The organism is Streptomyces sp. NPDC001904, from assembly GCF_040297005.1.
Classification (GTDB): domain Bacteria; phylum Actinomycetota; class Actinomycetes; order Streptomycetales; family Streptomycetaceae; genus Streptomyces.
The window spans coordinates 83,583-106,509 of sequence record NZ_JBEOYI010000013.1; the positions used below are offsets into that span (position 1 = coordinate 83,583).

Below are 22,927 nucleotides of genomic sequence, written 5' to 3' on the forward strand. Positions count from 1 at the left end.
GGGCCTACTTGACGCCCAGCCAGCTCTCGATGGGGTGCAGGCCGAAGTAGACGAGGAAGACGAGGGTCAGCACCCACATGAAGGCGCCGATCTCGCGGAACTTCCCCTGCGCGGCCTTGATCGCGGTGTACGAGATGACGCCCGCGCCGACGCCGGCCGTGATCGAGTAGGTGAACGGCATCAGGGCGACGGTGAGGAACACCGGCACCGCCACGGACCGGTCGGACCAGTCCACGTGCCGGGCGTTCTGCATCATCATGGCGCCGATGACGACGAGCGCGGCGGCGGCCACCTGGCCGGGCACGATCCGAGCGAGCGGCGTGAAGAACAGGCCGAGGGCGAAGAACAGGCCGGTGACGACCGAGGACAGGCCCGTGCGGGCGCCCTCGCCGACGCCGGTCGCCGACTCGATGAAGACGGTCTGCCCGGAGGCGCCGGCCACACCGCCGATCGCGCCGCCCGCGCCGTCGATGAACAGCGCCTTGGACAGGCCCGGCATGCGGCCCTTGTCGTCGGCGAGCTTGGCCTCGGTGCCGACGCCGATGATGGTGGCCATGGCGTCGAAGAAGCCGGCGAGCACCAGGGTGAAGACGATCATGCCGACGGTCATGCCGCCGATGGAGTCCCAGCCGCCGAACTCGACGTGGCCGAAGAGTCCGAAGTCGGGCATGGAGACGGCGCTGCCGGACAGCTCGGGCGGGCTGCCGCCCCAGACCTTGGGGTTGAGGTCGAAGACCGCGTTGACGATGACGGCGAGGATCGTGCCGACGACGATGCCGATCAGGATCGCGCCGGGGATGTTGCGCGCCTGGAGCATGAAGATGAGCAGCAGGGTGACGCTGAAGAGGAGCACGGGCCAGCCGGAGAGCTGACCGCCGGTGCCCAGGGTGACCGGGTTGCCCTTGCCGACGAATCCGGCGTTGACCAGCCCGATCAGGGCGATGAACATGCCGATGCCGATGGTGATGCCGTGCTTCAGGGCCAGCGGTATCGCGTTCATGATGATCTCGCGCAGGCCGGTGACGACCAGCAGCACGATCACGACGCCGTACAGCACGCACATGCCCATGGCCTGCGGCCACGTCATGTTGGGCGCCACCTGGGTGGCGAGGACGCCGGAGACGGACAGGCCCGCGGCGAGCGCGAGCGGGACCTTGCCGACGAAGCCCATCAGGAGGGTGCAGACGGCCGCGGCGAGCGCGGTGGCGGTGATCAGCCCGGCGTGGCTGAGCTTGTTGCCGTCCACGTCGGGGCCGCCGAGCAGCAGCGGGTTCAGCAGCAGGATGTAGCACATCGCCATGAAGGTGGTGATGCCGCCGCGCACTTCGCGCGCGTAGGTCGACCCTCGCTCGGAGATGTGGAAGTAACGGTCGAGCCAAGACCGGCCGGAGGGCTGGCGCGTTCCCGCGCCCGCGTCCTCCGCGGTGGTCTTCGGCTCCACGGACTGCTGGGTCATGGTGCCTCGTTTCCCAAGGTTCAAAGGGGCACCCGCGAACATCACGACGGAGCGCGGGTTTTGGGATGGCTGCACGACCCGGGGGACGGCCCGAGGCGCAAGGTGGGGGGGGGACGGGGTGCCGGGCCTGACCGGCACCCCGTGACCGACGGGACTAGGCGGAGGCCGTGCCCGTCAGGTGCTCGGGCCGGACCGGAGTCCGGTCGAGTTGCAGGCCCGTCGCGTTCCGGATCGCCGCGAGGACGGCCGGGGTGGACGACAGGGTCGGTGCCTCGCCGATGCCGCGCAGCCCGTACGGGGCGTGGTCGTCGGCGAGTTCGAGCACGTCGACCGGGATGGTCGGCGTGTCGAGGATCGTGGGGAGCAGGTAGTCGGTGAAGGAGGGGTTGCGCACCTTCGCCGTCTTGGGGTCGACGACGATCTCCTCCATCACGGCGATGCCCATGCCCTGGAGGGTGCCGCCCTGGATCTGTCCGACGACGGACAGCGGGTTGAGCGCCTTGCCGACGTCCTGGGCGCAGGCCAGTTCGATGACCTTGACCAGGCCGAGCTCGGTGTCGACCTCGACGACGGCGCGGTGCGCGGCGAAGGAGTACTGCACGTGGCCGTTGCCCTGGCCGGTGCGCAGGTCGAAGGCCTCGGTGGGCCGGTGGCGCCACTCCTCCTCCAGCTCGACGGTCTCGCCCTCCAGGACGTCGACCAGGTCCGCGAGGACCTCGCCGCCGTCGGTGACGACCTTGCCGCCCTCCAGGAGGAGTTCGGCGGTGGCCCACGCCGGGTGGTAGGTGCCCATCTTGCGGCGGCCGATCTCCAGGACCTTCTCGCGCACCAGCTCGCAGGCGTTCTTGACGGCGCCGCCGGTGACGTACGTCTGCCGGGAGGCGGACGTCGAGCCGGCCGAGCCCACCTGGGTGTCGGCGGGGTGGATGGTCACCTGCGCGACGCCGAGTTCGGTGCGGGCGATCTGCGCGTGGACGGTGATGCCGCCCTGGCCGACCTCCGCCATCGCGGTGTGCACGGTGGCGACGGCCTCGCCGTTGATGACCTCCATGCGCACCTTGGCGGTGGAGTAGTCGTCGAAGCCCTCGGAGAAGCCGACGTTCTTGATGCCGACCGCGTAGCCGATGCCGCGCACCACGCCCTCACCGTGGGTGGTGTTGGACAGGCCGCCGGGCAGCTGGCGCACGTCGGAGCCCTCGCTGGACTCCCACTGGCGCTCCATCGGCAGCGGCATCGCCTTGATGCGGCGCAGCAGTTCGGCGACCGGCGCCGGGGAGTCGACCGGCTGCCCGGTCGGCATGATGGTGCCCTGCTCCATGGCGTTGAGCTGCCGGAACTCGACCCGGTCCATGCCGATGACGTCGGCGAGCTTGTCCATCTGCGCCTCGTACGCGAAGCACGCCTGGACCGCGCCGAAGCCGCGCATGGCGCCGCAGGGCGGGTTGTTGGAGTAGAGCGCGATCGCCTCGATGTCGACGTCGTCGATGACGTACGGGCCGACGCTCAGCGAGGACGCGTTGCCGACGACCGCCGGGGAGGCCGAGGCGTAGGCGCCGCCGTCGAGCACGATCCGGCACTTCATGTGCGTGATCTTGCCGTCCTTGGTCACTCCGTGCTCGTAGTGGAGCTTGGCGGGGTGGCGGTGGACGTGCCCGAAGAAGGACTCGAACCGGTTGTAGACGATCTTGACGGGCTTGTTCGTGCGCAGGGCGAGCAGGCAGGCGTGGATCTGCATCGACAGGTCCTCGCGGCCGCCGAACGCGCCGCCGACGCCGGCCAGCGTCATGCGCACCTTGTCCTCGGGCAGACCGAGCACGGGCGCGATCTGCTGGAGGTCGGAGTGCAGCCACTGGGTGGCCACGTACAGGTCGACGCCGCCGTCCTCGGACGGCACCGCGAGACCCGACTCGGGGCCGAGGAACGCCTGGTCCTGCATGCCGAAGTAGTAGTCGCCCGTGACGATGTGGTCGGCGCGGAGCGCGGCCTTGACGGCGTCGCCGCGGACGATCGGCTGGCGGTGCACGATGTTCTGGTGCGGGACGTGACCGGCGTGGTGGTCGTCGCGGCCCTCGTGGACCAGGATCGCGTCGGGAGCCGTCGCGGACGCCTCGTCGGTGATGACGGGCAGCTCGCGGTACTCGACCTTGATCTTGGCGGCGGCGCGGCGCGCGGTCTCCGGGTGGTCGGCCGCGACCAGCGCGACCGGCTCGCCGTGGTGGCGGACCTTGCCGTGCGCGAGGACCGGGGTGTCCTTGAACTCCAGGCCGTACTTCTTCACGTCGGTCGGCAGGTCGTCGTAGGTGAGGACCGCGTAGACGCCGGGGGTGGCGAGGGCCTCGCCGGTGTCGATCGAGACGATCTCGGCGTGCGCGACCGTGGAGCGCAGGATCTGGCCCCACAGCATGTCCTCGTGCCACATGTCGGACGAGTACGCGAACTCGCCGGTGACCTTGAGGGTGCCGTCCGGGCGGAGCGTGGACTCGCCGATGCCGCCCTTGGTCGGGGCGCCCTGCGTGACGTTGAAGGGGATGCCGGTGGTGCGTGTGTCAGCCATGTCCTCAGACCTCCTCGGACTGGCGCGCGGCGGCGAGCCGTACCGCGTCCATGATCTTCTCGTAGCCGGTGCAGCGGCACAGGTTGCCCGAGAGCGCCTCGCGGATGTCCGCGTCCGACGGGTTCGGGGTGCGCTCCAGCATCTCGTCGGCGGCGACCAGCAGACCCGGGGTGCAGAAGCCGCACTGGACGGCGCCCGCGTCGATGAACGCCTGCTGGATCGGGGCGAGTTCGGCGCCCTCGCCGGTCTGCGAGTCGGTGCCCTTGGCGGACCAGCCCTGGGCCTCCTGGAGCGACGTGCCGCAGGCACCGCCCTCGTGGGAGCCGCAGGCGCGCTGGTTGGCGTAGTCGGCGAGCCCCTCGACGGTGACGACCTCGCGGCCCTCGACCTGTCCGGCGGCGACCAGACAGGAACAGACCGGCACGCCGTCGAGGCGGACGGTGCAGGAACCGCACTCGCCCTGCTCGCAGGCGTTCTTGGAGCCGGGAAGGCCCATCCGCTCGCGCAGCACGTACAGCAGGGACTCGCCCTCCCACACGTCGTCGGCTTCCTGCCGGCGGCCGTTGACCGTGAAATTGACGCGCATTACGCCGCGCCCCCCATCGTGTTCGTGGTGCGGAAGGACTCCCAGGCCCAGGTCAGCGTGCGCCGGGCCATGACGCCGACGGCGTGCCGGCGGTACGAGGCGGTGCCGCGTACGTCGTCGATCGGGTTGCAGGCCGCGGCGCACAGGGCCGCGAACTGCTTGGCGACCGACGGGGTGATGATCTTGCCGTTGTCCCAGAACCCGCCCTCGTCGAGCGCGGCGTTCAGGAACTGCTCGGCCTCCTTGGCACGGATCGGGGTGGGGGCGGCGGAGCCGATGCCGGTGCGCACGGTCCGCGTCTCGGGGTGCACGGCGAGCCCGAAGGCGCACACGGCGATGACCATGGCGTTGCGGGTGCCGACCTTGGAGTACTGCTGCGGGCCCTGCGCCTTGGGCAGGTGCACGGCGCGGATCAGCTCGTCGGGCGCCAGGGCGTTGCGCTTCACGCCCGTGTAGAACTCGTCGATCGGGATCATGCGGGTGCCGCGGACCGACTCGGCCTCGACCTCGCAGCCGCCCGCGAGCAGCGCGGGGTGGGCGTCACCGGCCGGGGAGGCGGTGCCGAGGTTGCCGCCGACGCCGCCGCGGTTGCGGATCTGCGGCGAGGCGACGGTGTGTGACGCGAGCGCCAGACCGGGCAGCTCGCCGCGCAGCTCTTCCATGATCTTGGTGTACGGGACGGAGGCGCCGAGCCGGACCGTGCCGTCGGCTCCCTCTCCCACCTCCCACTGGCTCAGCTCGCTGATGCGGTTGAGGTCGAGCAGGTACTCGGGCCGCCGGTGGTCGAAGTTGATCTCGACCATCACATCGGTGCCACCCGCAATCGGCACAGCCGTGGGGTGCTCGGCCTTGGCGGCGAGCGCCTCCTCCCAGCTGGCGGGGCGAAGGAAGTCCATGAGCGGCTCTCTTCTTCGTAATCGTTCGGCGTCGTGCGTGGATCGTTCGAATCGTTCGCGTCGTACAGATGTTCTATGAGCGTCTGGCGAAGCGATCGAGCCACGGATGTGCGGATCACAGAGGCTCGTTCATGTGCTGTTCACGCGGAGTGGGCCCAGTACACAGGGGTGTACCGCATGGGGGTCAGTCACGGAAACCATGAAGGAGTTGGCTGACCAAGACGGGTGTCTTGTAGATTCGTATGAACGGAGGGCATCAGTAACCTCTCCGTTTCTCGTGGGAAACGGACGACGCACTCCCCCACGCACACTTCGAGACAGATCGGCGGCGACGAAGACATGCGGCTGCGCGCATTGCTGGACACGGACGCGCTGGGCCTCAGGCTCCTCGGCGGCGAGGAAGAGCTCGACCGTACCGTCCGGGGCGTGATGACCACGGACCTGCGGGACCCGAGCCGCTATCTGTCCGGCGGCGAGCTGGTCCTCACGGGCCTCGCCTGGCGCCGGGACGCGGCGGACTCGGAACCCTTCGTACGGATACTCAACGCGGCCGGGGTCACGGCTCTCGCGGCCGGCGAGGCCGAGCTGGGCGCCGTCCCCGACGACCTCGTCCAGGCCTGCGCCCAGCATCGCCTGCCGCTCTTCGCGGTGAACGAGTCGGTGGCGTTCGCGACCATCACGGAGCACGTGGTGCGCCAGGTCTCCGGCGAGCGCGCGGGGGACCTCGCGGCGGTCGTGGACCGGCACCGGCGGCTGATGACGTCCGGGCCCACGGGCGGCGGCCCCGACGTCGTCCTCGATCTGCTCGGCAGCGACCTCGACCTGAGCGCGTGGGTGCTCTCCCCGGCGGGCCGGGCGATCGCGGGCTCCGGAGCCAGCGGGCCCGAGCTGTCCCCGGAGGTCTGCGCCCGGCTGGCCGCCGAGCACCTGTCGGCGACCCGCACGGGCCGCAGGGCCCCGCACCGGGTCACCGTCGGCGGCAGCACGTACTCGCTGTTCCCGATCCGCTCCGGCGCCCGCGGCGCGGCCCTCGCGGGCTCCCGCGACGTGCGCGAGACGGTCCTGTCGGACTGGCTGCTCGCGGTCGAGGCGGACGCCGGCGACTGGCCCGAGGAGCGGCTCGACCTGCTCCAGGGCGTCACCCAGCTGATCTCCGTCGAGCGCGACCGGCGCGACGCGGCCCGTACGGTGCGCCGCCGGCTCGCCCAGGAGGTCCTCGAACTGGTCCAGTCGGGCGCCGCCCCGGCCGAGATCGCCGCCCGGCTGCGGGTCGCGGCCCCGGTGCTGCTGCCCGGCCTGGGCGCGGCCCCGCACTGGCAGGTCGTGGTGGCGAAGGTCGAGTGGGAGGGCGGTGACATCGAGGGCGGCCCGGTCGCCCAGTCGCTGCTCGAGGAGATCCTCGTCGATCCGCTGTCCTTCGGCCCGGAGCCGTCCGACCGGATCGCCGTGGCGCACACCGGCGACGAGGCGATCGCGCTCGTCCCGCTGCCCGCGGTGCCCACGGAGGAGAACGGGGCGGAGCAGGACCTGATCGCCGACGCGCTGCTCGCCTCCGTACGGGATCCGCTGTCGGCGGGGCTCGCCGACGACGGGCGGCTGACCATCGGCGTGAGCGCGGCCGTGCACTCGGCGGAGGGGCTGCGCGGCGCCCTGGAGGAGGCCCGGCACGCCCGCCGGGTCGCGGGGGCCCGCACCGGCCTGGTCTGCGCGGCCGGGCACCAGGAGCTGGCCTCGCACGTGCTGCTGCTGCCGTTCGTCCCGGACGACGTGCGCCGCGCCTTCACCGCCCGTCTCCTGGATCCGCTGCGCGACTACGACCGCAAGCACCGCGCGGAGCTGATCCCGACCCTGGAGGCGTTCCTCGACTGCGACGGCTCGTGGACCCGCTGCGCCTCGCGGCTGCACCTCCACGTCAACACGCTGCGGTACCGCGTCGGCCGGATCGAACAGCTGACGAACCGTGATCTCTCGCGCCTGGAGGACAAGTTGGACTTCTTCCTGGCCCTGCGGATGAGCTGACGCGCAACCGCACGCGTTTGTGAATTCTTTCACCCATCCCCTTGGCCGGGTGCCGTGATCCGTGCTGAGATGCCCCTCATCAACTCGGCTCGATGGCGTGCTCGGGGAGGGCAACGTGGCGCATCCCGCCATGTCTGGTACCGGAACGAACGCAGGGGACGATCCACTCCAGACCGCGGTGTGGCGGCTGCGCTCGCGCGGCTGCTGGGCCGACGCGGCGGCGCTTCTCGACCGGCTCGCGGTCGGCGATCCGGCCGCCGCGCTCCAGCGGGCGGCGCTGCTCGGGGAGCGCTGCCTGTACACGGAGCAGGGCTGGGCCGAGGCCGAGGACGCGCTGCGGGCCGCCGAGGCGCTGGCCCACACCGACGAGGAGCGGGGGGCCGCGGCCTGTGAGCGGGGGCAGCTCGCCTATGCCGCCACGTTGCTGAAGGTGCGGGACCGGGTCGACGAGGCGCGCTCCGCGTTCGGGCGGGCGGCGGCGCTGATCGCTCCCGGTGCCGCCGGGCGGGCCCTGCTCGATTTCCGGCGGGGGCTGATGGCGGAGAACCTCTCCGACGCGCCGCAGGCGGCCCGCGCCGCGTACCGCCGCGCCCATGCCGGGGCCACCGCTCACGGCGACCCCCTCCTGCTCTCCTTCACCTGGCGGCATCTGGCCGGGCTCGCGCTGCGGGAGGGGGAGCTGGCGGAGGCCCGCCGGGGGTTCTCCGAGTCGCTGCGGCTGCGCGAGGAGCTGGGCTATCTCGTGGGGACCGCTCCCGCGCTGGTCTCCCTCGCCGAGGCCGAGCCCGAGCCCGAGACCAAGGCCCGCCTCACCGCCGAGGCCACCCGCCTCTTCCGCCTCCTGGGGGGCGTGCCGACGTGGTTGGCCGGGGTATTGCCCGCGGCGGCCTGACCGTGTCGACGCGGGGCGCTGTCCGCCCCGGCCGGGGCACGCTCCGAGCGGGGGCTGCTGTCAGCCCCGCCAGGGGCGCGGGACTGTACACATCAGCGGCTCCACCGCGGGGCACGACCAGCCCCGTCAGGGGCGCGGGGAACTGCGCGAGAAGCCCCACCGGGGCCGCACCCGCGAACGGCGCTGCACCGACCGCCCCCTGAGGCGCTCACCCCGCACCGGGGTGCCGCCTTGCCCACCCTGCCGCCCCAGGCGGCAGACTGCCCAAGGCGAGGGGGCTAGCCCAAGGCGGGGCGCTAGCCCAGGGCAGGACGCCAGACCGAGGCGGGGCGCCAGCCCAGGGCCAGGGCGCCAGGGCTACACGGTGTAGTGGGCGTCCAGGACGTGGTGGAGGGAAGGGACGTCCTGGGACTCCAGGGCGTCGAGGAGCGCCACATGGTGCCCGGCATCGACCGCGAGGTCACACGCGGACCACACGATGCGCCCCCGCAGATCATCAGCGACCCGCACCAGCTCCTCGTTCCCCCCGAGCCCCAGCACGGCCCGGTGAAACGCCCGGTCCACCTCGGCATAGCGCGCGACATCCCCACGGGCGGCCGCGGCCACGGTCTCCTCGGCGGCGGGCCGCAGCGAGGCCCAGCGCCCGACCGGCACCGCGCGGGCGAGCCGCAGCACCACCGGCACCTCGATGAGCGCCCGCACCTCGGCCAGCTCGGCCAGCTCCCGGGCCGTCCGCTCGGCCACCCGGAACCCCCGGTTCGGCACGACCTCGACGGCGCCCTCGCGGGCCAGCAGCTGCATGGCCTCGCGCACGGGCGTGGCCGACACCCCGAACCGCTCGCCGAGTACCGGCGCCGAGTACACCTCCCCGGGCACCAGCTCGCCGGAGAGCAGCGCGGCCCGCAGGGCGTCGAGGACCTGCCCGCGCACCGACGTCCGCGTGACGGCGACCCGCGGCGCGGGCGGCTCGCTGTGCGTGTGCTCACCACGGTGCGCGGCCACGGAGGAGTCGGCGCCGCGCTGCTCCGGCACCCCGAAAGGCGCCACGCGCGATCTGGCCTGCTCCACCCCGGTCATCCCCATCGCCGCCGTTCCTAGCCGTTCGTCGCTCTTTGTCCCCATCCCAACGCAGAACCATAGGGGCCCCGGCCCGCAGTTCAAACCCCGAAAACGTCGGGTAAGGTAAGGCTTACCTGCAAACGATCGCGATTCGGTGGTCCCTGCATGACTCTCCTCACCCCGGCGCACGCCGCGACGGACAGCGCGGCGTCGGCCGCGTACGCCCGCCTCACCGAGGTGTTCCCGAGCCTGCGCATCATCGAGCTGAGCCCGGACGAGCCGCTGCCGCACGGCGCGGGCTGGGTCCGCGCCGAGGACCTGGCGCAGCAGGGCCCCGCCCTCGACGCCTTCCTGGCCTGGGACCACGCACAGGTCCTGAAGGACTACGGGCAGCAGGCCCGCCCCGACGTCATCGCCAGCTTCGGCCTGCACCGCTACGCCTGGCCCGCCTGCCTGCTGATCACGGCCCCGTGGTTCCTGCACCGCAGGGTGCCGCGCTTCCCGGCCGCCCACGTCTCCTTCCAGCGGGCGCTCGGCCGGATGGCCGTACGCGTCACCGACTTCGCCTGTCTGCCCGACGACCCGGCGGCGAGCCTGCCCGGCGCCCACGTGGTCCCCGACGAGGAGGCCCTGCGCGCGGAGGTCCGCGCGGCCGTCGCCGACCATCTGCAGCCCGTCCTGAGCGGCTTCGGGCCCCGGATGCGGCGCGGCCCGCGCGCCCTGTGGGGGATGGCGACGGACGAGATCGTCGAGAGCCTCTGGTACGTCGGTCATCTGCTCGGCGAGGAGCGGCGCGCGATGACCGAGCTGGAGGAGCTGCTGCCGGGCACCACGAAGCCGTACGTCGGCCGGGCCGCCTTCCGGGAGCTGACCGGCCCCGCGGGCGAGGCGCTGCCCACCCGCGACCGCGCCAGCTGCTGCCTCTTCTACACGCTGCGCCCCGAGGACACCTGCGTGACCTGCCCGCGCACCTGCGACGCGGACCGCATCGCACGCCTCACGGCTACCACAGCAGCCTGAACCACTCGTACGAGTGACATAAATCGAACCCAACTGCCTTTTCTGGGGCGGTAGTTCGAGCGTACGACCGCTTTACGCGCCCCCTTGCACTCCAATGGCGTTCTCTTGTCCCGAAACCCCCTGCGGGCTCGGACGGCTGGGCCACTATGGCGCCCGAAAGCCCTACCGCAATGCAAGGGACCCCAGATGAGACTGACCGACATATCGCTGGACTGGCTGCTTCCGGCCGCCGTGCTGCTTCTGGGCGGACTGGCGGCGGTTGCGGTCCTCGCGCGCGGCCGGCGCTCGGGGGACGGCAAGAAGGGCGGGTCGTCGATGGACGAGTCGTGGGAACGCAGCGAGGAGCGCCGCAGGCGCAAGGAGGCCGTCTACGGCACCGCCTCGTACGTGCTGCTGTTCTGCTGCGCCGCCGTCGCCGCCGCTCTCTCCTTCCACGGCCTGGTCGGCTTCGGCCGGCAGAACCTGAGCCTGTCCGGGGGCTGGGAGTACCTGGTCCCCTTCGGCCTCGACGGCGCCGCGATGTTCTGCTCGGTGCTCGCGGTGCGCGAGGCCAGCCACGGCGACGCCGCACTCGGCTCGCGGATACTCGTGTGGACCTTCGCCGGTGCCGCCGCCTGGTTCAACTGGGTGCACGCGCCGCGCGGCCTCGACCACGCGGGCGCCCCGCACTTCTTCGCGGGGATGTCGCTGTCGGCGGCCGTCCTCTTCGACCGTGCCCTGAAGCAGACGCGCCGCGCGGCGCTGCGCGAACAGGGCCTGGTGCCGCGGCCGTTGCCGCAGATCCGGATCGTCCGCTGGCTGCGCGCCCCCCGGGAGACGTACAGCGCCTGGTCGCTGATGCTCCTGGAGAACGTACGGACGCTGGACGAGGCCGTGGACGAGGTGCGCGAGGACAAGCGGCAGAAGGTGCAGAACCGGATGCGGCAGCGGGAGCACCAGAAGCTGGAGCGGGCGCAGCTGCGGGCCCTCAGCCGAGGGCACCGCGGCCTGCCCGGGCGCGGCGGCCGTCAGGTGGAGGTGCCGGCCGTGGCCGCGTCGGCAGGCTCCGCCCCGAGTGGCGCGGAGCCTGCCATATCCGCGGGAACCCAGCCCGCACAGGACCAGCTTCCGCTGCGCACCCGCCCCTCGCTCCAGGCCGTCAGGGGCGGCCCTGAGCAGACGCCCGTGACCGTCGACCTGACGGCCGAGGACGACACTCAGGCGCTGCCCCGGCTCGACACCCTGGAGCGCAAGCTCAAGGATCTGGAGCAGCAGTTCGGCTGACGCAGCATCACATCCGGTGGGCGGGCGGTGTCACAGGACGCCGCCCGCACCCGTGTGCAGTTCGAACCACACCACCTTTCCGGTCCTTCCGGCGCCGAGCGCCGCGACGCCCCAGGCGTCCGCGAGCGACTGGACCAGGAGCAGACCCCGGCCGTGTGTGCTGTGCGTACCGTCGTCGGCGTTCGGTACCCGCAGCTTCGGCCGGCGTGCCGCCCTGTCCCTCACCTCGACCCGCAGGCCCCGGGGGCCCACGGTCACGATGAGTTCCGCGTCCCGGTCCGTGTGCACCAGCGCGTTGGTGACCAGTTCGCTGGTGAGCAGCTCGGCTATCTCTGTTCTTCCCGGCCTGCCCCAGTGCAGGAGCAGCTCGCGCAGTGCGCGCCTGGTCTCCGGAACCGCTCGCAGGTCCGCGCGGCCCAGCTTTCGCTTGAGCTGCCGCGGCACCCCGTCAGCGGTTGCGGCGACCCCGTTCTTGGTGTCGTGCACCTGCCGTTTCATGACCCCCGCCCACACGCCGATCAATACCTCTCTCGTTCTGGACTCGTACTCCTCGGCCTGTCTGTCGAACGCGTACACGGGCATGCATTCCCCACTGCTCTGTCCGCACTCCTGTTGATTCGTCCATCACCGACGGGGTGTCCTCCGGCGGCGCGGGGAAGGGAGGCGGAGGATCCATCCGAACCACCCGATCCATCCGATCCGTCCGATCCACCGGATCCACCCGAGGAGGAGCCGCCGTGCACGACGACCGACAACTCGTGGAGGGCCGACTTGAGCGGGCGATGCGTCAGTTCGTCCGGCCCGCGCAGTACGCGCGGCGTACCCCGCTGGCCCTGAGCGCGTGGCACGCGCCGGGCGAGCCCGTGCCCGTCGCCGAGGCGCTGAAGGGCGAGTACGCACTCTTCGAGACCGGCACCGCCTGGGGAAAGCCCTGGTCGACGAGTTGGTTCCGGCTGGAGGGGACGGTGCCCGCGGAGTGGGCCGGGCTGCACGTCGAGGTCGTCGTCGACCCCGGGTTCACCGGCCAGGGACCCGGCTTCCAGGCCGAGGGGCTGCTCTACGACGCCTCGGGCGTCCCCCTCAAGGGCATCCACCCGCGCAACCGGCACCTCACCGTCGCCGAGCGCGCCGCCGGAGGTGAACCGGTACGTCTGCTGCTGGAGACGGCGGCCAATCCGGCGGTCCTCCGGGACTTCACGCCCACCCCGCTCGGTGACGTGCTGACGGCCGGGGACCGGCCCCTCTACCGGTTCCGGGCCGCGGATCTGGCCGTTCTGGACGAGACCGTCTGGCATCTCGTGCTCGATGTCGAGGTGCTCTCCGAGCTGATGCACGAGCTGGACGCGGACCGGGGCCGGCGCCACGACATCCTGCGCGCCCTGGAGCGGATGCTGGACGCGCTCGACCTGCACGACGTGTCCGGCACGGCGGCCGCGGCCCGCGCCGAGCTGGCCGGGGTCCTGGCCCGGCCCGCGCACGCCAGCGCCCACCGGATCTCGGCGGCCGGGCACGCGCACATCGACTCGGCGTGGCTGTGGCCGCTGCGCGAGACGGTCCGCAAGGCGTCCCGGACGTTCGCGAACGTCACGGCGCTGGCCCGGGACTACCCCGAGCTGGTCTTCGCCTGCTCGCAGGCGCAGCAGTACGCGTGGGTGAAGGAGCACCAGCCGCACATCTGGGAGCGCATCAAGAAGGCGGTGGCGGACGGCAACTGGGCGCCGGTCGGCTCGATGTGGGTGGAGTCGGACGCCAACATGCCGGGCGGGGAGGCGCTGGCCCGGCAGCTGGTGCACGGCAAGCGGTTCTTCCGGGACGAGCTGGGCGTGGAGACCGAGGAGGTCTGGCTGCCGGACTCCTTCGGATACACCGCCGCCTTCCCGCAGCTGGCGAAGCTGGCGGGCGCCAAGTGGTTCCTGACGCAGAAGCTGAGCTGGAACCGGACGAACAAGATGCCGCACCACACGTTCTGGTGGGAGGGCATCGACGGCACCCGCGTCTTCACCCACTTTCCACCGGTGGACACGTACAACGCCCAGTTCCACGCAAGTGAACTGGCCCACGCGGAGCGGAACTTCGCGGAGAAGGGCGGCGCCTCGCGCTCCCTGGTGCCGTTCGGCTGGGGCGACGGCGGCGGCGGGCCGACCCGCGAGATGCTGGAGAAGGCGCGCCGGCTGCGGTCGCTGGAGGGCTCACCGACGGTGGAGATCGAGAAGCCGGCGGCGTTCTTCGAGGCCGCGCATCAGGAGTACGGGGAGCGGGCGCCGGTCTGGTCCGGTGAGCTGTATCTGGAGATGCACCGGGCGACGTACACCACGCAGGCGAAGACGAAGCAGGGCAACCGGCGTAGTGAACACGCGCTGCGCGAGGCCGAACTGTGGTGCACGGCCGCCGCGCTGCGCGATCCGTCGTACGCGTATCCGTACGACGCTCTCGACCGGATCTGGAAGACGGTGCTGCTGCACCAGTTCCATGACATCCTGCCGGGCTCGTCGATCGCCTGGGTCCACCGGGAGGCCCGCGAGACCTACGCCGCCGTCCTCGCCGAGCTGGACGATCTCACGGCGGAAGCCGTACGCCGGCTCGGCGGCGGCGAGCCCTCGGCGCTCAACGCCTCGCCCTGCCCGCGCAGTGAAGTCGTCGCGCACGAGGGCCGGTTGGTGCAGGTGCGCGTCGACGGGCTCGGCGCCGCCCCGCTGACCGAGGCCGACGGACACGTCCGGGGCCCCGGCGCGCACGCGGCGGCGACCCGCGGGGCGGACGAGAAGATCGTGCTCGCCAACGAGTACCTGACCGTGGCCGTCGACGCCGACGGCCTGCTCGCCTCCGTGCGGGACCTGGAGCACGGCGGCCGTGAGGTGCTGGCCCCCGGCGCACGCGGGAACCTGCTCCAGCTGCACCCCGACCATCCGACCCAGTACGACGCCTGGGACCTGGACGCCCACTACCGGCGCACCCGCACCGACCTGTCGGCAGCCGAGTCGGTGGAGCTGGTGGAGGAGGGGCCGCTGCGGGTCTCGGTCCGCGTCACCCGTTCCTTCGGCGCGTCGCGGATCACCCAGGAGTACCGGCTCGCGGCCGGCAGCAGGCGCCTGGACATCGTCACGGACGTCGACTGGCAGGAGTCGGAGAAGGTCCTGAAGGCGGCGTTCCCGCTGGACGTGCACGCCGAACGGTCCACGTCAGAGATCCAGTTCGGGCATGTGCACCGCCCCACGCACGCCAACACCGGCTGGGACGCGGCCCGTTACGAGATCTGCGCGCACCGCTGGCTGCGGGTGGCCGAGGAGGCGTACGGGGTCGCGCTGGTCAACGACTCGACGTACGGGCACGACGTGACCCGCACGCGGCACGGAGACGTCCTGGGCACCACGGTGCGGCTGACGCTGCTGCGGGCCCCGCACTCCCCCGACCCCCGGACCGATCTGGGCACGCACCGGTTCACGTACGCGCTGCTCCCGGGCGCCACGACCGGCGACGCGGTGGCGGAGGGGCTCGCGCTGAACCTGCCGCTGCGGATCGCCGAGGCCCCGGCGCTGACGCCCGTCGTCGCCGTGGACGACCCGGCGGTGACGGTGGAGTCGGTGAAGCTCGCCGAGGACCGCAGCGGCGACGTCGTGGTCCGGCTCTACGAGTCGCGCGGCGGGCGGGCCGAAGCGACGCTCACGGCGGGGTTCCCGGTGGCGGGCGCCGACGAGACGGATCTCCTGGAGCGTCCGCTGCGGCCCGCCGTGACCTCGGACAGCGGGCTCGCGCTCACCCTGCGCCCGTTCCAGATCCTGACGCTGCGGCTGCGGCCCGCCTGAGCCGCGGCCGCGGGTGCCGCGTCCGGTGACGCTTCGTCAGGGGCGCGGCACGTTGCGCAGGTTGGAGCGGGCCATCTGCACCATGCGGCCGACCCCGCCGTCGAGGACGATCTTGGAGGCGGAGAGCGCGAAGCCCGTCACCATGTCGGCGCTGATCTTCGGCGGGATGGACAGCGCGTTCGGGTCGGTGACGATGTCGACGAGCGCCGGGCCCTTGTGCCTGAAGGCGTCCTTGAGCGCGCCCGCGAGCTGCTTGGGCTTCTCGACGCGGACGCCGTAGGCGCCGGCGGCGCGGGCGACGGCGGCGAAGTCGGGGTTCTTGTTGGTGGTCCCGTACGAGGGCAGGCCCGCCACCAGCATCTCCAGCTCCACCATGCCCAGGGAGGAGTTGTTGAAGAGGACGACCTTGACGGGCAGGTCGTACTGGACGAGCGTCAGGAAGTCGCCCATCAGCATCGAGAAGCCGCCGTCGCCGGACATGGAGATCACCTGCCGGTTCCGGTCGGTGAACTGGGCGCCGATCGCCATCGGCAGCGCGTTCGCCATGGAGCCGTGCGAGAAGGAGCCGATGACGCGGCGCCGGCCGTTGGGCGAGATGTACCGGGCCGCCCAGACGTTGCACATGCCGGTGTCGACGGTGAACACGGCGTCCTCGGAGGCGAGTTCGTCGACGACGGAGGCGACATACTCGGGGTGGATCGGGACGTGCTTCTCGACCTTGCGGGTGTACGCCTTGACGACGCCCTCGAGGTGGTCGGCGTGCTTCTTCAGCATCTTGTCGAGGAAGCGGCGGTTGCTCTTCGGCTTCACGCGCGGGGTCAGACAGCGCAGCGTCTCGCGGACGTCGCCCCACACCGCGAGGTCCAGCTTGGAGCGGCGGCCGAGGTGCTCGGGCCGCACGTCGACCTGGACGATCTTGACGTCCTTCTGCGGCAGGAACGCGTTGTACGGGAAGTCGGTGCCGAGCAGGATCAGCAGGTCGCACTCGTGGGTGGCCTCGTACGCGGCGCCGTAGCCGAGCAGACCGCTCATGCCGACGTCGAAGGGGTTGTCGTACTGGATCCACTCCTTGCCGCGCAGCGCGTGCCCGACCGGCGACTTGATCTTCTCGGCGAACTCCATGACCTCGGCGTGCGCGCCGGCGGTGCCGCTGCCGCAGAACAGGGTGACCTTGCCGGCCTCGTCGATCATCTCGACGAGCTTGTCGATCTCGGCGTCGCCGGGCCGGATCGTGGGCCGTGAGGTGACGATCGCGGTCTCGATGCCGCTGTCCGGGGCGGCCTCGTCGGCGACGTCGCCGGGCAGCGAGACGACGCTGACACCCGATCGGCCCACGGCGTGCTGGATGGCGGTCTGCAGGACCCGCGGCATCTGCTTCGGGCTGGAGATCATCTCGCTGTAGTGCGAGCACTCGGTGAAGAGCCGGTCGGGGTGGGTCTCCTGGAAGTAGCCGAGGCCGATCTCGCTGGACGGGATGTGCGAGGCCAGGGCGAGGACCGGGGCCATGGAGCGGTGGGCGTCGTACAGGCCGTTGATGAGGTGCAGGTTGCCGGGGCCGCAGGAGCCCGCGCAGGCGGTCAGCTGCCCGGTGACCTGCGCCTCCGCGCCCGCGGCGAAGGCGGCGGTCTCCTCGTGGCGTACGTGGATCCAGTCGATGGCGCTGTTGCGGCGGATGGCGTCGACGACCGGGTTGAGGCTGTCGCCGACGACGCCGTACATGCGCTTGACACCCGCCCGGACGAGGATGTCGACGAACTGTTCCGCGACGTTCTGCTTGGCCATGACGTGTGTGCCCCTTCGGAACCCGGTCTCGGTCTCGGTCTCGTGCCGATCACTGCTGCCGGGTTCCATGAATTCACACGGGGCGGTGTTACGCCTCCCAAACGGCGGCGGCCGTGCGATCGTCCGCGTACCCCTTGACCCGCACCTGGGTGTCCGCGAGGAACGCGGCCAGGCCCGGCGGCTCGGCGTCCGCCCAGCGCTGCGCGAGATGGCCGGCCAGCGCGGGCTCGCCGCGCAGCGGCTCGGCGAGGCCCGCCGTGCAGAGCAGCAGGGTGTCCCCCGGGCGGGCGACGGAGGCGCGGAACCGGAACGGGTCGCGGGGCGGCTCCGGCGCCGGTTCGTAGGGGCTGGGCGGGGTGGTGATGCCCAGGTCCATGGTGAGCCGGTCGCCCTCGGGCGTCTCGGCGGGCGGCGAGGATCCGTAGCCGACGACGGGGGCGCCGGTGCGCTGCTCGACGATGCTCGGCTCGATGTCCTGCCAGGCGCCGTCCCGGAGCCGGAACAGGCCGCCGCCGCCGACGCCGAAGTAGACGCGGGTGCGGCAGTCGGGGTCGGCGGGGAGGAGCAGGCAGCGCAGGGTGGCGCTGTACTCGTCGGGGTCGAGGCCCTGCTCGGCCGCGGCGGCCCGCAGCTTGCCCAGGCTGCGGTCGGTGAGCCGGTGCAGCCCCGACTTGAGGTCGCCGCGCCGGCCCGCCCTGATGTCCTCGGCCAGCCGGGCGTGGCTGAGACCGACGGCCCGCCCGATCCAGTCGCACACGTCGGCGGCGGCGCGGTGGGCGCCCGGGGTGGCGCGGGCGCCGGTCGCCAGGGCGACGAGGATCAGCGCGCCGGGCCCGCTGCCGAAGCGGGCGGTCAGCAGGGAGTCGCGGCGGGGCTCGCCCCGGTAGCGCGCGGAGTCGCCGCGCACGGAGGCCGCCCGCAGCACGCAGGAGCCGTACCGCGCCCCGTCGAGCACGGTGTCGGCCACCAGGTCGTCCAGGTCGTCGGGGTCCGCGACGGGCAGCGCGGTGGGCTCGGCCTCGTAGGTGGGCGGGCCGTCGCCGACGTACGGGACCGTGGGCGGGGCGGGCGGAACGGACGGCTCCGGAGGGAGGACGGGGTCCGGGGGTCCGGCGGGCGGGGCGGGCAGTGCGGACCGCGGGTCCGCGGGTGGCGTCGGCGGCGGTCCGGCGGGTGCGGGTACGGAGGCGGCGGGTGCTTCGGCGGGCCGGGGCGGTGCCTCCGGTGCTGCCGGTGCCGTGGGCGCCGTGGGTCCGGCCGTGTCGGGCCGCAGCGAGGGCAGACCGCCGGGTGGTGCGGGCGGATCGGGTGGTGGTGGGTCCCACGGTGGCGGGGGCGGGCTCGGCGCCGCGTCCGCGGGCGGGGTCGTCACCGAGCCGACCGAGGCGAAGCGGTCGTCCAGCGTGTCCGCGGCCGGGGCGGGGCCCGTGTCGGCGGCGGCGCCTTCGTCCTCGTACAACTGCCCCCACCAGTCGTCTTCCTGGGACTCCCGTGGCTCCCGCAACGCGTGGGACTCCCGGGACCGGTGACCGGTGGGCCTCTCCCCCTGCTGGCTCATGCCCTTATTGTCCACATGCCGGGGCGTCCGAAAACGGGGCATCGGGAAAAACCTCCGCACAAAAGGTCCGCCGGGCGGCCCCACCCCCCACAGGGTGGCCGCCCGGCGGACCGGTTCGTGTGACGGCTCGAACTAGCGCACGTCGTACGCGCGGGTCACCGTCTGGGTGACGGAGGCGCCCTTCGCGTCGGTGAGGCGCACCTTCAGCGTGACCTGCTTGCCGGTGGCGCCGGCGTGGTCCACGGTCGCGGTCCATTTGCCGTCGTGACGGGCGGTCCTGGCCTCCGTCCAGGTCTCACCGCCGTCGTAGGAGTACGAGAGCGCGGCCTCGGTGAGCCGGCCGGGCGTGTATCCCGCGTGGCCGGTCGCCGTCAGGTCGATCCGCTGTCCGTCCCGCGCGGCGAGGGTCTTGAGGCCGTCCTCGGGCAGCGCCAGGTGCGGGAAGAGCAGCGGGACGCCCTGGGAGTAGACGTCCTCGTCGAGGTGCGAGCGGAACGACCAGGTGGTGGACGTCCGGGTCGAGCGGTTCCAGACCTTGGAGCCGATCTTGGCGGTCTGGAGGGTGAGTTCGTACGCCGCGTCGTCGGCCGGGACCTCGAACACCCCGTACGGCCAGGCGCTCTGCCCGACGGCCTCGCCGTCGCGGGTCAGCAGGACGCCCCCGATGTCGCCGAACGAACCCTGGATCCCCTGGTGCTGTCCGTCGCCCCAGAAGCCGGGCGCGAACCCGATCAGGTTGCCCTGCCGCTCGGCGGCGAGGGCCTGCTCTCCGGTGGAGGTCAGGGGCGTGGTGGGGGCGAGCACGCCGCCGTACCACTCCTCGGTGCGCCGCTCGCCCTTCTTGTACGTGCGCGCGGTGTCGCTCATGAACTCGCCGAACGGGAAGGCGCTGGACACCTCGTGCCCGAAGGTGGTGCCGTCCGTGGAGTACAGCTCGGTGCGGGTGGACGGTGCGGCGATCGTGAGGAGGTCGCCGAAGCCGGCCGTCAGGCCGTTCGGGCGGTACACCGACGGGAAGTCGAGGTAGTCGGCGGCGGTGCCCATCGCGCGGTAGGACGCCGTGTTCACGGCGAGGTCGCGGTCGGCGACGCGGTAGGCGCGGTCGGCGCGGATCTGGCCGCTCTCGGGGAACGCCAGGGTGTAGCTGTACGGGCTCTTGGCGGTGGCCTTCCAGTGGACGGTCGTGGTGCCGGAGGCGATGCGGGCGGCGAGCGCGGTGCCCTCGGCGGTCTCCAGGGCGAGCGTCGGCAGCGGGCCTCCGGTGAAACCGGTCGCCGGGTACCAGCGGCCCGCGGCCTCGCGGTAGAGGACGACGCCCTTGGCGCCCGCCTTGGCCGCGGCCTGGGTGACGGCGGACGCGGAGCCGCCCGCGGGCAGCTTCACCAGTGCCAGCCTGCCGTCGGCGGCGGCCAGTTCGGCGGCGGTGCCGGAGCCGCCGTCGACGATCTCGGCGCTGCCGGTGCCGTCGAGGTTGGCGGAGTTGGTGGAGCCGGTCACCGGGTGCAGGGCGGGTCCCCCGGTCACGCCGAACGCGCTGATCTGCGGGGCGGCGGCGCGCCAGAAGCTGTCGAACTCGAAGGTGCCGTCGGTGGCGCGGCCCTGGACGTCCGCGTAGTAGGCGCGCACGGTGCGCGAGCCCTGGATGGTCGCCGAGTGCAGCCAGTTGTCGGCGCCGAAGGTGCGGGCGAAGCCGAGGGAGGCGCCGCGCACCTCGCTGTCCCGGTCGGTCCTGACGCTCAGCCGGTGGGCCTCGCGGGCGTCGAGGACGACGGTGGTGTCCTTGGTGAGGGTCAGCTGGGGGCGGGCGAGGAAGGTCGCCGAGTCGACGAGCGTGCCCGTGGTGGCCGGGGTCGCGACGAAACTCGACAGGAAGTAGGCGCCGGGGCGCAGTTGATAGGTCTGGTCGGTGGCGCCGTCGTTCACGCGCCGCTCGCCGGAGGCCACGTCCGTCCCGATCACGTCGAGGGAGGAGGCGCCCGTGGCGGGGTGGCCCTGCCGGTCGATTACCTTGACGCGCAGGGTGACCGTCTCGGGCTGGACGTAGAGGGAGAACGGCGTGCTCAGGTGCAGGCCGCCCGGTCCGGTGGCGAGGACGCGGCCGGTGACGTCGCCGTACTGGGCGGCCTTCAGGGACGCCGCCGGGTCGAGCTTCAGCGGGACCTGGGCGGTGCCGCCCGCGGGCACGGTGACCGTACGGGCATCGAGGGCGGCGACACCGGAGCGGACCGTGGAGCCGTCGTTGCCGGTGACGCGGGCGACGGACAGGGTCAGCTTCACCGGCTTGCCGGTGGTGTTGGTGTACGGGACCTGGACGGTGGTGCGGTCGCTCCTGTCCTGCGGCCAGTTGAACGTGCCGCCCTGCACGGCGTCGGCGCCGAGGACGCTCTGGTCGATCGCGGCCTTCACGTCGAGCCGGCCGCCACCGGTCTCGCGCACGTCGCCGGGGACGGCGGAGTCCGCGGAGGAGACGAGGGCCTGCTTGATCCGGGCCGCGCTCCAGTCGGGGTGGCGCTGCCGGACGAGGGCGGCGGCGCCCGCGACGTGCGGGGTGGCCATCGACGTACCGCTCATGGACTGGTACGCGTACACGCCCCGGCCGCCCGCCGCCGCGGCCTTGATGGCGACGCCCGGTGCGGCGATCTCCGGCTTCAGGGTGTGGGTGCGCCGGACGGGGCTGCGGCTGGAGAAGTTCGCGGTGGCGTCGTCGCCGTCGACGGCGCCGACGGTGAGCACCTCGGGCACGCAGCCGGGCGAGGAGACCGAGTTGAGGGTGGGGCCCGCGTTGCCGGCGGCGATCACGAAGAGCGTGTTCTTCGCGGACCGCGCGAGTTCCTGGGTGGCCTGCGCCATCGGGTCGGAGCAGTCGAGCTCGGAGGGGTTGCCGAGGCTCATGGAGACCACGTCGGCGCCCTCGTCGACGGCCCACTGCATTCCGGCGATGATCCACGAAGTGGCCCCGGAGCCGCTGTCGTTCAGGACCTTGCCGTTGAGCAGGGTGGCCTCGGGGGCGACGCCCTTCTCCTTGCCGCCGCTCGCCGCGCCGCTGCCGCCGACGGTGGACGTGGTGTGGGTGCCGTGGCCGTTGTGGTCGTCGGCGTCGGCGGAGTCGGTGAAGTTCTTCGACTCGGCGACCCGCCCCTTGAGGTCGGGGTGTTCGGTGTCGGCGCCGGTGTCGAGGACGGCGACCTTGGTGCCCTTGCCGTCGTAGCCGGCCGCCCACGCCTGATCGGCGTGCACCTGCTTCGTCGAATCGGCGAGCAGCGACCGGGCCTTGGCGTCGAGCCACAGCTTCTTGAGGTCACCGGCCGCGCGGGAGCGGGGAGTGGCGATGTCGGCCCAGAAGTCGGCGGCCTTCTTCTTGTCGGCCTTGAGGGCTACGCCGTCGATCGCGTCGAGGACGAGGCCGCGCTTCGCGCCGCGCGGAGCCGCGGGCACGCTGCGGGCGACGTCGACGGACGGGGCGTAGGTGGCGATGAGCGGGAGCGTCGCGCTGTGCTGGTCGTCGTAGCCCTGCCGGATCAGCCCGGTGACGTTGAACAGCTGTTCGTCGACCCGGCCCGCGGCGAGCGCCCGCGCGGCGCCGTCCGGATAGGCGTAGAGGTCCTTGCCGGAACGGCGGGTCTGCAGCAGCGGCGTGGAGCCGTCCTCGGCGGGCAGGGCCGTCGCGGAGCTGTTGCCGTCGGCGTCGGTGGTGACCAGGACGCGGTCTCCGGTCACCAGGGTCACCGTCGCGGTCGTGGTTCTCGCGGCCGCGGCGGTGCTGCCGACCGGTGGACGGCCGTGGTCCGGTGCGGTCCCCTCCACCGCTCCGGACGGCACGGCCACCGTGACGGCCAGGACGGCGGCGGTCGCCGCCACCAGGGCCGTACGCGCTATCGGGCGCATCGCTCTCCCCAGGTGAATGCGCAGGTGAATTCCGGGCAAAGCCCGTATTCCCGGCGGGTGTTGGTGCTGCGGTGGCGCCACATTGGCAGAGTGACGGCAGGTGCGGGGAAGATGAGCGCGGCGGGAATGTGCCGTGGCTGCTTCCCGCCACCGG

14 protein-coding genes are annotated in these 22,927 nt (G+C 72.5%); 5 read left to right on the forward strand and 9 right to left on the reverse strand.

What is annotated here, in order from left to right; genetic code table 11:
- Positions 1-4 precede the first annotated feature (4 nt).
- The 4 genes from ABT127_RS21735 to ABT127_RS21750 form a co-directional block, all read right to left on the reverse strand.
- Positions 5-1,456: an NCS2 family permease gene (locus ABT127_RS21735; RefSeq protein ID WP_351452432.1), complete on the reverse strand. Its 1,452-nt coding sequence runs from the start codon at positions 1,454-1,456 to the stop codon at positions 5-7.
- Between the two features lie 154 nt (positions 1,457-1,610).
- Positions 1,611-4,010: a xanthine dehydrogenase family protein molybdopterin-binding subunit gene (locus ABT127_RS21740; RefSeq protein WP_351452434.1), complete on the reverse strand. Its 2,400-nt coding sequence runs from the start codon at positions 4,008-4,010 to the stop codon at positions 1,611-1,613.
- A gap of 4 nt (positions 4,011-4,014) precedes the next feature.
- The gene (locus tag ABT127_RS21745) at positions 4,015-4,596 is read right to left on the reverse strand and encodes a (2Fe-2S)-binding protein (RefSeq protein ID WP_351452437.1); all 582 of its coding nucleotides are present in this window, start codon (positions 4,594-4,596) and stop codon (positions 4,015-4,017) included.
- The gene (locus ABT127_RS21750; protein WP_351452440.1) at positions 4,596-5,492 is read right to left on the reverse strand and encodes an FAD binding domain-containing protein; all 897 of its coding nucleotides are present in this window, start codon (positions 5,490-5,492) and stop codon (positions 4,596-4,598) included. The genes ABT127_RS21745 and ABT127_RS21750 overlap by 1 nt, the downstream gene beginning before the upstream one ends.
- 339 nt (positions 5,493-5,831) lie before the next feature.
- Here ABT127_RS21750 and ABT127_RS21755 point away from each other — a divergent pair, with 339 nt between their 5' ends.
- Together ABT127_RS21755 and ABT127_RS21760 are read left to right on the forward strand one after the other, a co-directional pair.
- The gene (locus tag ABT127_RS21755) at positions 5,832-7,511 is read left to right on the forward strand and encodes a PucR family transcriptional regulator (RefSeq protein WP_351452443.1); all 1,680 of its coding nucleotides are present in this window, start codon (positions 5,832-5,834) and stop codon (positions 7,509-7,511) included.
- A gap of 130 nt (positions 7,512-7,641) precedes the next feature.
- Positions 7,642-8,403: a hypothetical protein gene (locus ABT127_RS21760; RefSeq protein WP_351452445.1), complete on the forward strand. Its 762-nt coding sequence runs from the start codon at positions 7,642-7,644 to the stop codon at positions 8,401-8,403.
- A gap of 357 nt (positions 8,404-8,760) precedes the next feature.
- On the opposite strand, the gene ABT127_RS21765 is transcribed toward ABT127_RS21760, so the two are convergent.
- Positions 8,761-9,480, reverse strand: a complete 720-nt coding sequence (locus ABT127_RS21765) for a GntR family transcriptional regulator (protein ID WP_502971759.1) — start codon at positions 9,478-9,480, stop codon at positions 8,761-8,763.
- A gap of 147 nt (positions 9,481-9,627) precedes the next feature.
- Between ABT127_RS21765 and ABT127_RS21770 the strand changes: the two genes are divergently transcribed.
- Positions 9,628-10,482, forward strand: a complete 855-nt coding sequence (locus ABT127_RS21770; protein WP_351452451.1) for a (2Fe-2S)-binding protein — start codon at positions 9,628-9,630, stop codon at positions 10,480-10,482.
- A 186-nt stretch (positions 10,483-10,668) separates the two neighbouring features.
- Positions 10,669-11,745, forward strand: a complete 1,077-nt coding sequence (locus ABT127_RS21775) for a DUF2637 domain-containing protein (protein ID WP_351452454.1) — start codon at positions 10,669-10,671, stop codon at positions 11,743-11,745.
- A 30-nt stretch (positions 11,746-11,775) separates the two neighbouring features.
- Here ABT127_RS21775 and ABT127_RS21780 read toward each other — a convergent pair whose 3' ends face one another.
- The gene (locus ABT127_RS21780; RefSeq protein WP_351452744.1) at positions 11,776-12,243 is read right to left on the reverse strand and encodes an ATP-binding protein; all 468 of its coding nucleotides are present in this window, start codon (positions 12,241-12,243) and stop codon (positions 11,776-11,778) included.
- Between the two features lie 239 nt (positions 12,244-12,482).
- Between ABT127_RS21780 and ABT127_RS21785 the strand changes: the two genes are divergently transcribed.
- Positions 12,483-15,548: an alpha-mannosidase gene (locus tag ABT127_RS21785; protein WP_351452457.1), complete on the forward strand. Its 3,066-nt coding sequence runs from the start codon at positions 12,483-12,485 to the stop codon at positions 15,546-15,548.
- Positions 15,549-15,584: 36 nt separating this feature from the next.
- Here ABT127_RS21785 and ABT127_RS21790 read toward each other — a convergent pair whose 3' ends face one another.
- The 3 genes from ABT127_RS21790 to ABT127_RS21800 all read right to left on the reverse strand — a co-directional run bounded on the left by ABT127_RS21790 (position 15,585) and on the right by ABT127_RS21800 (position 22,773).
- Positions 15,585-17,330: a pyruvate dehydrogenase gene (locus ABT127_RS21790; protein WP_351452460.1), complete on the reverse strand. Its 1,746-nt coding sequence runs from the start codon at positions 17,328-17,330 to the stop codon at positions 15,585-15,587.
- 88 nt (positions 17,331-17,418) lie between these two features.
- The gene (locus ABT127_RS21795) at positions 17,419-18,888 is read right to left on the reverse strand and encodes a protein phosphatase 2C domain-containing protein (protein ID WP_351452463.1); all 1,470 of its coding nucleotides are present in this window, start codon (positions 18,886-18,888) and stop codon (positions 17,419-17,421) included.
- A gap of 132 nt (positions 18,889-19,020) precedes the next feature.
- Positions 19,021-22,773, reverse strand: a complete 3,753-nt coding sequence (locus ABT127_RS21800) for a S8 family serine peptidase (RefSeq protein WP_351452464.1) — start codon at positions 22,771-22,773, stop codon at positions 19,021-19,023.
- Between the last annotated feature and the right edge of the window lie 154 nt (positions 22,774-22,927).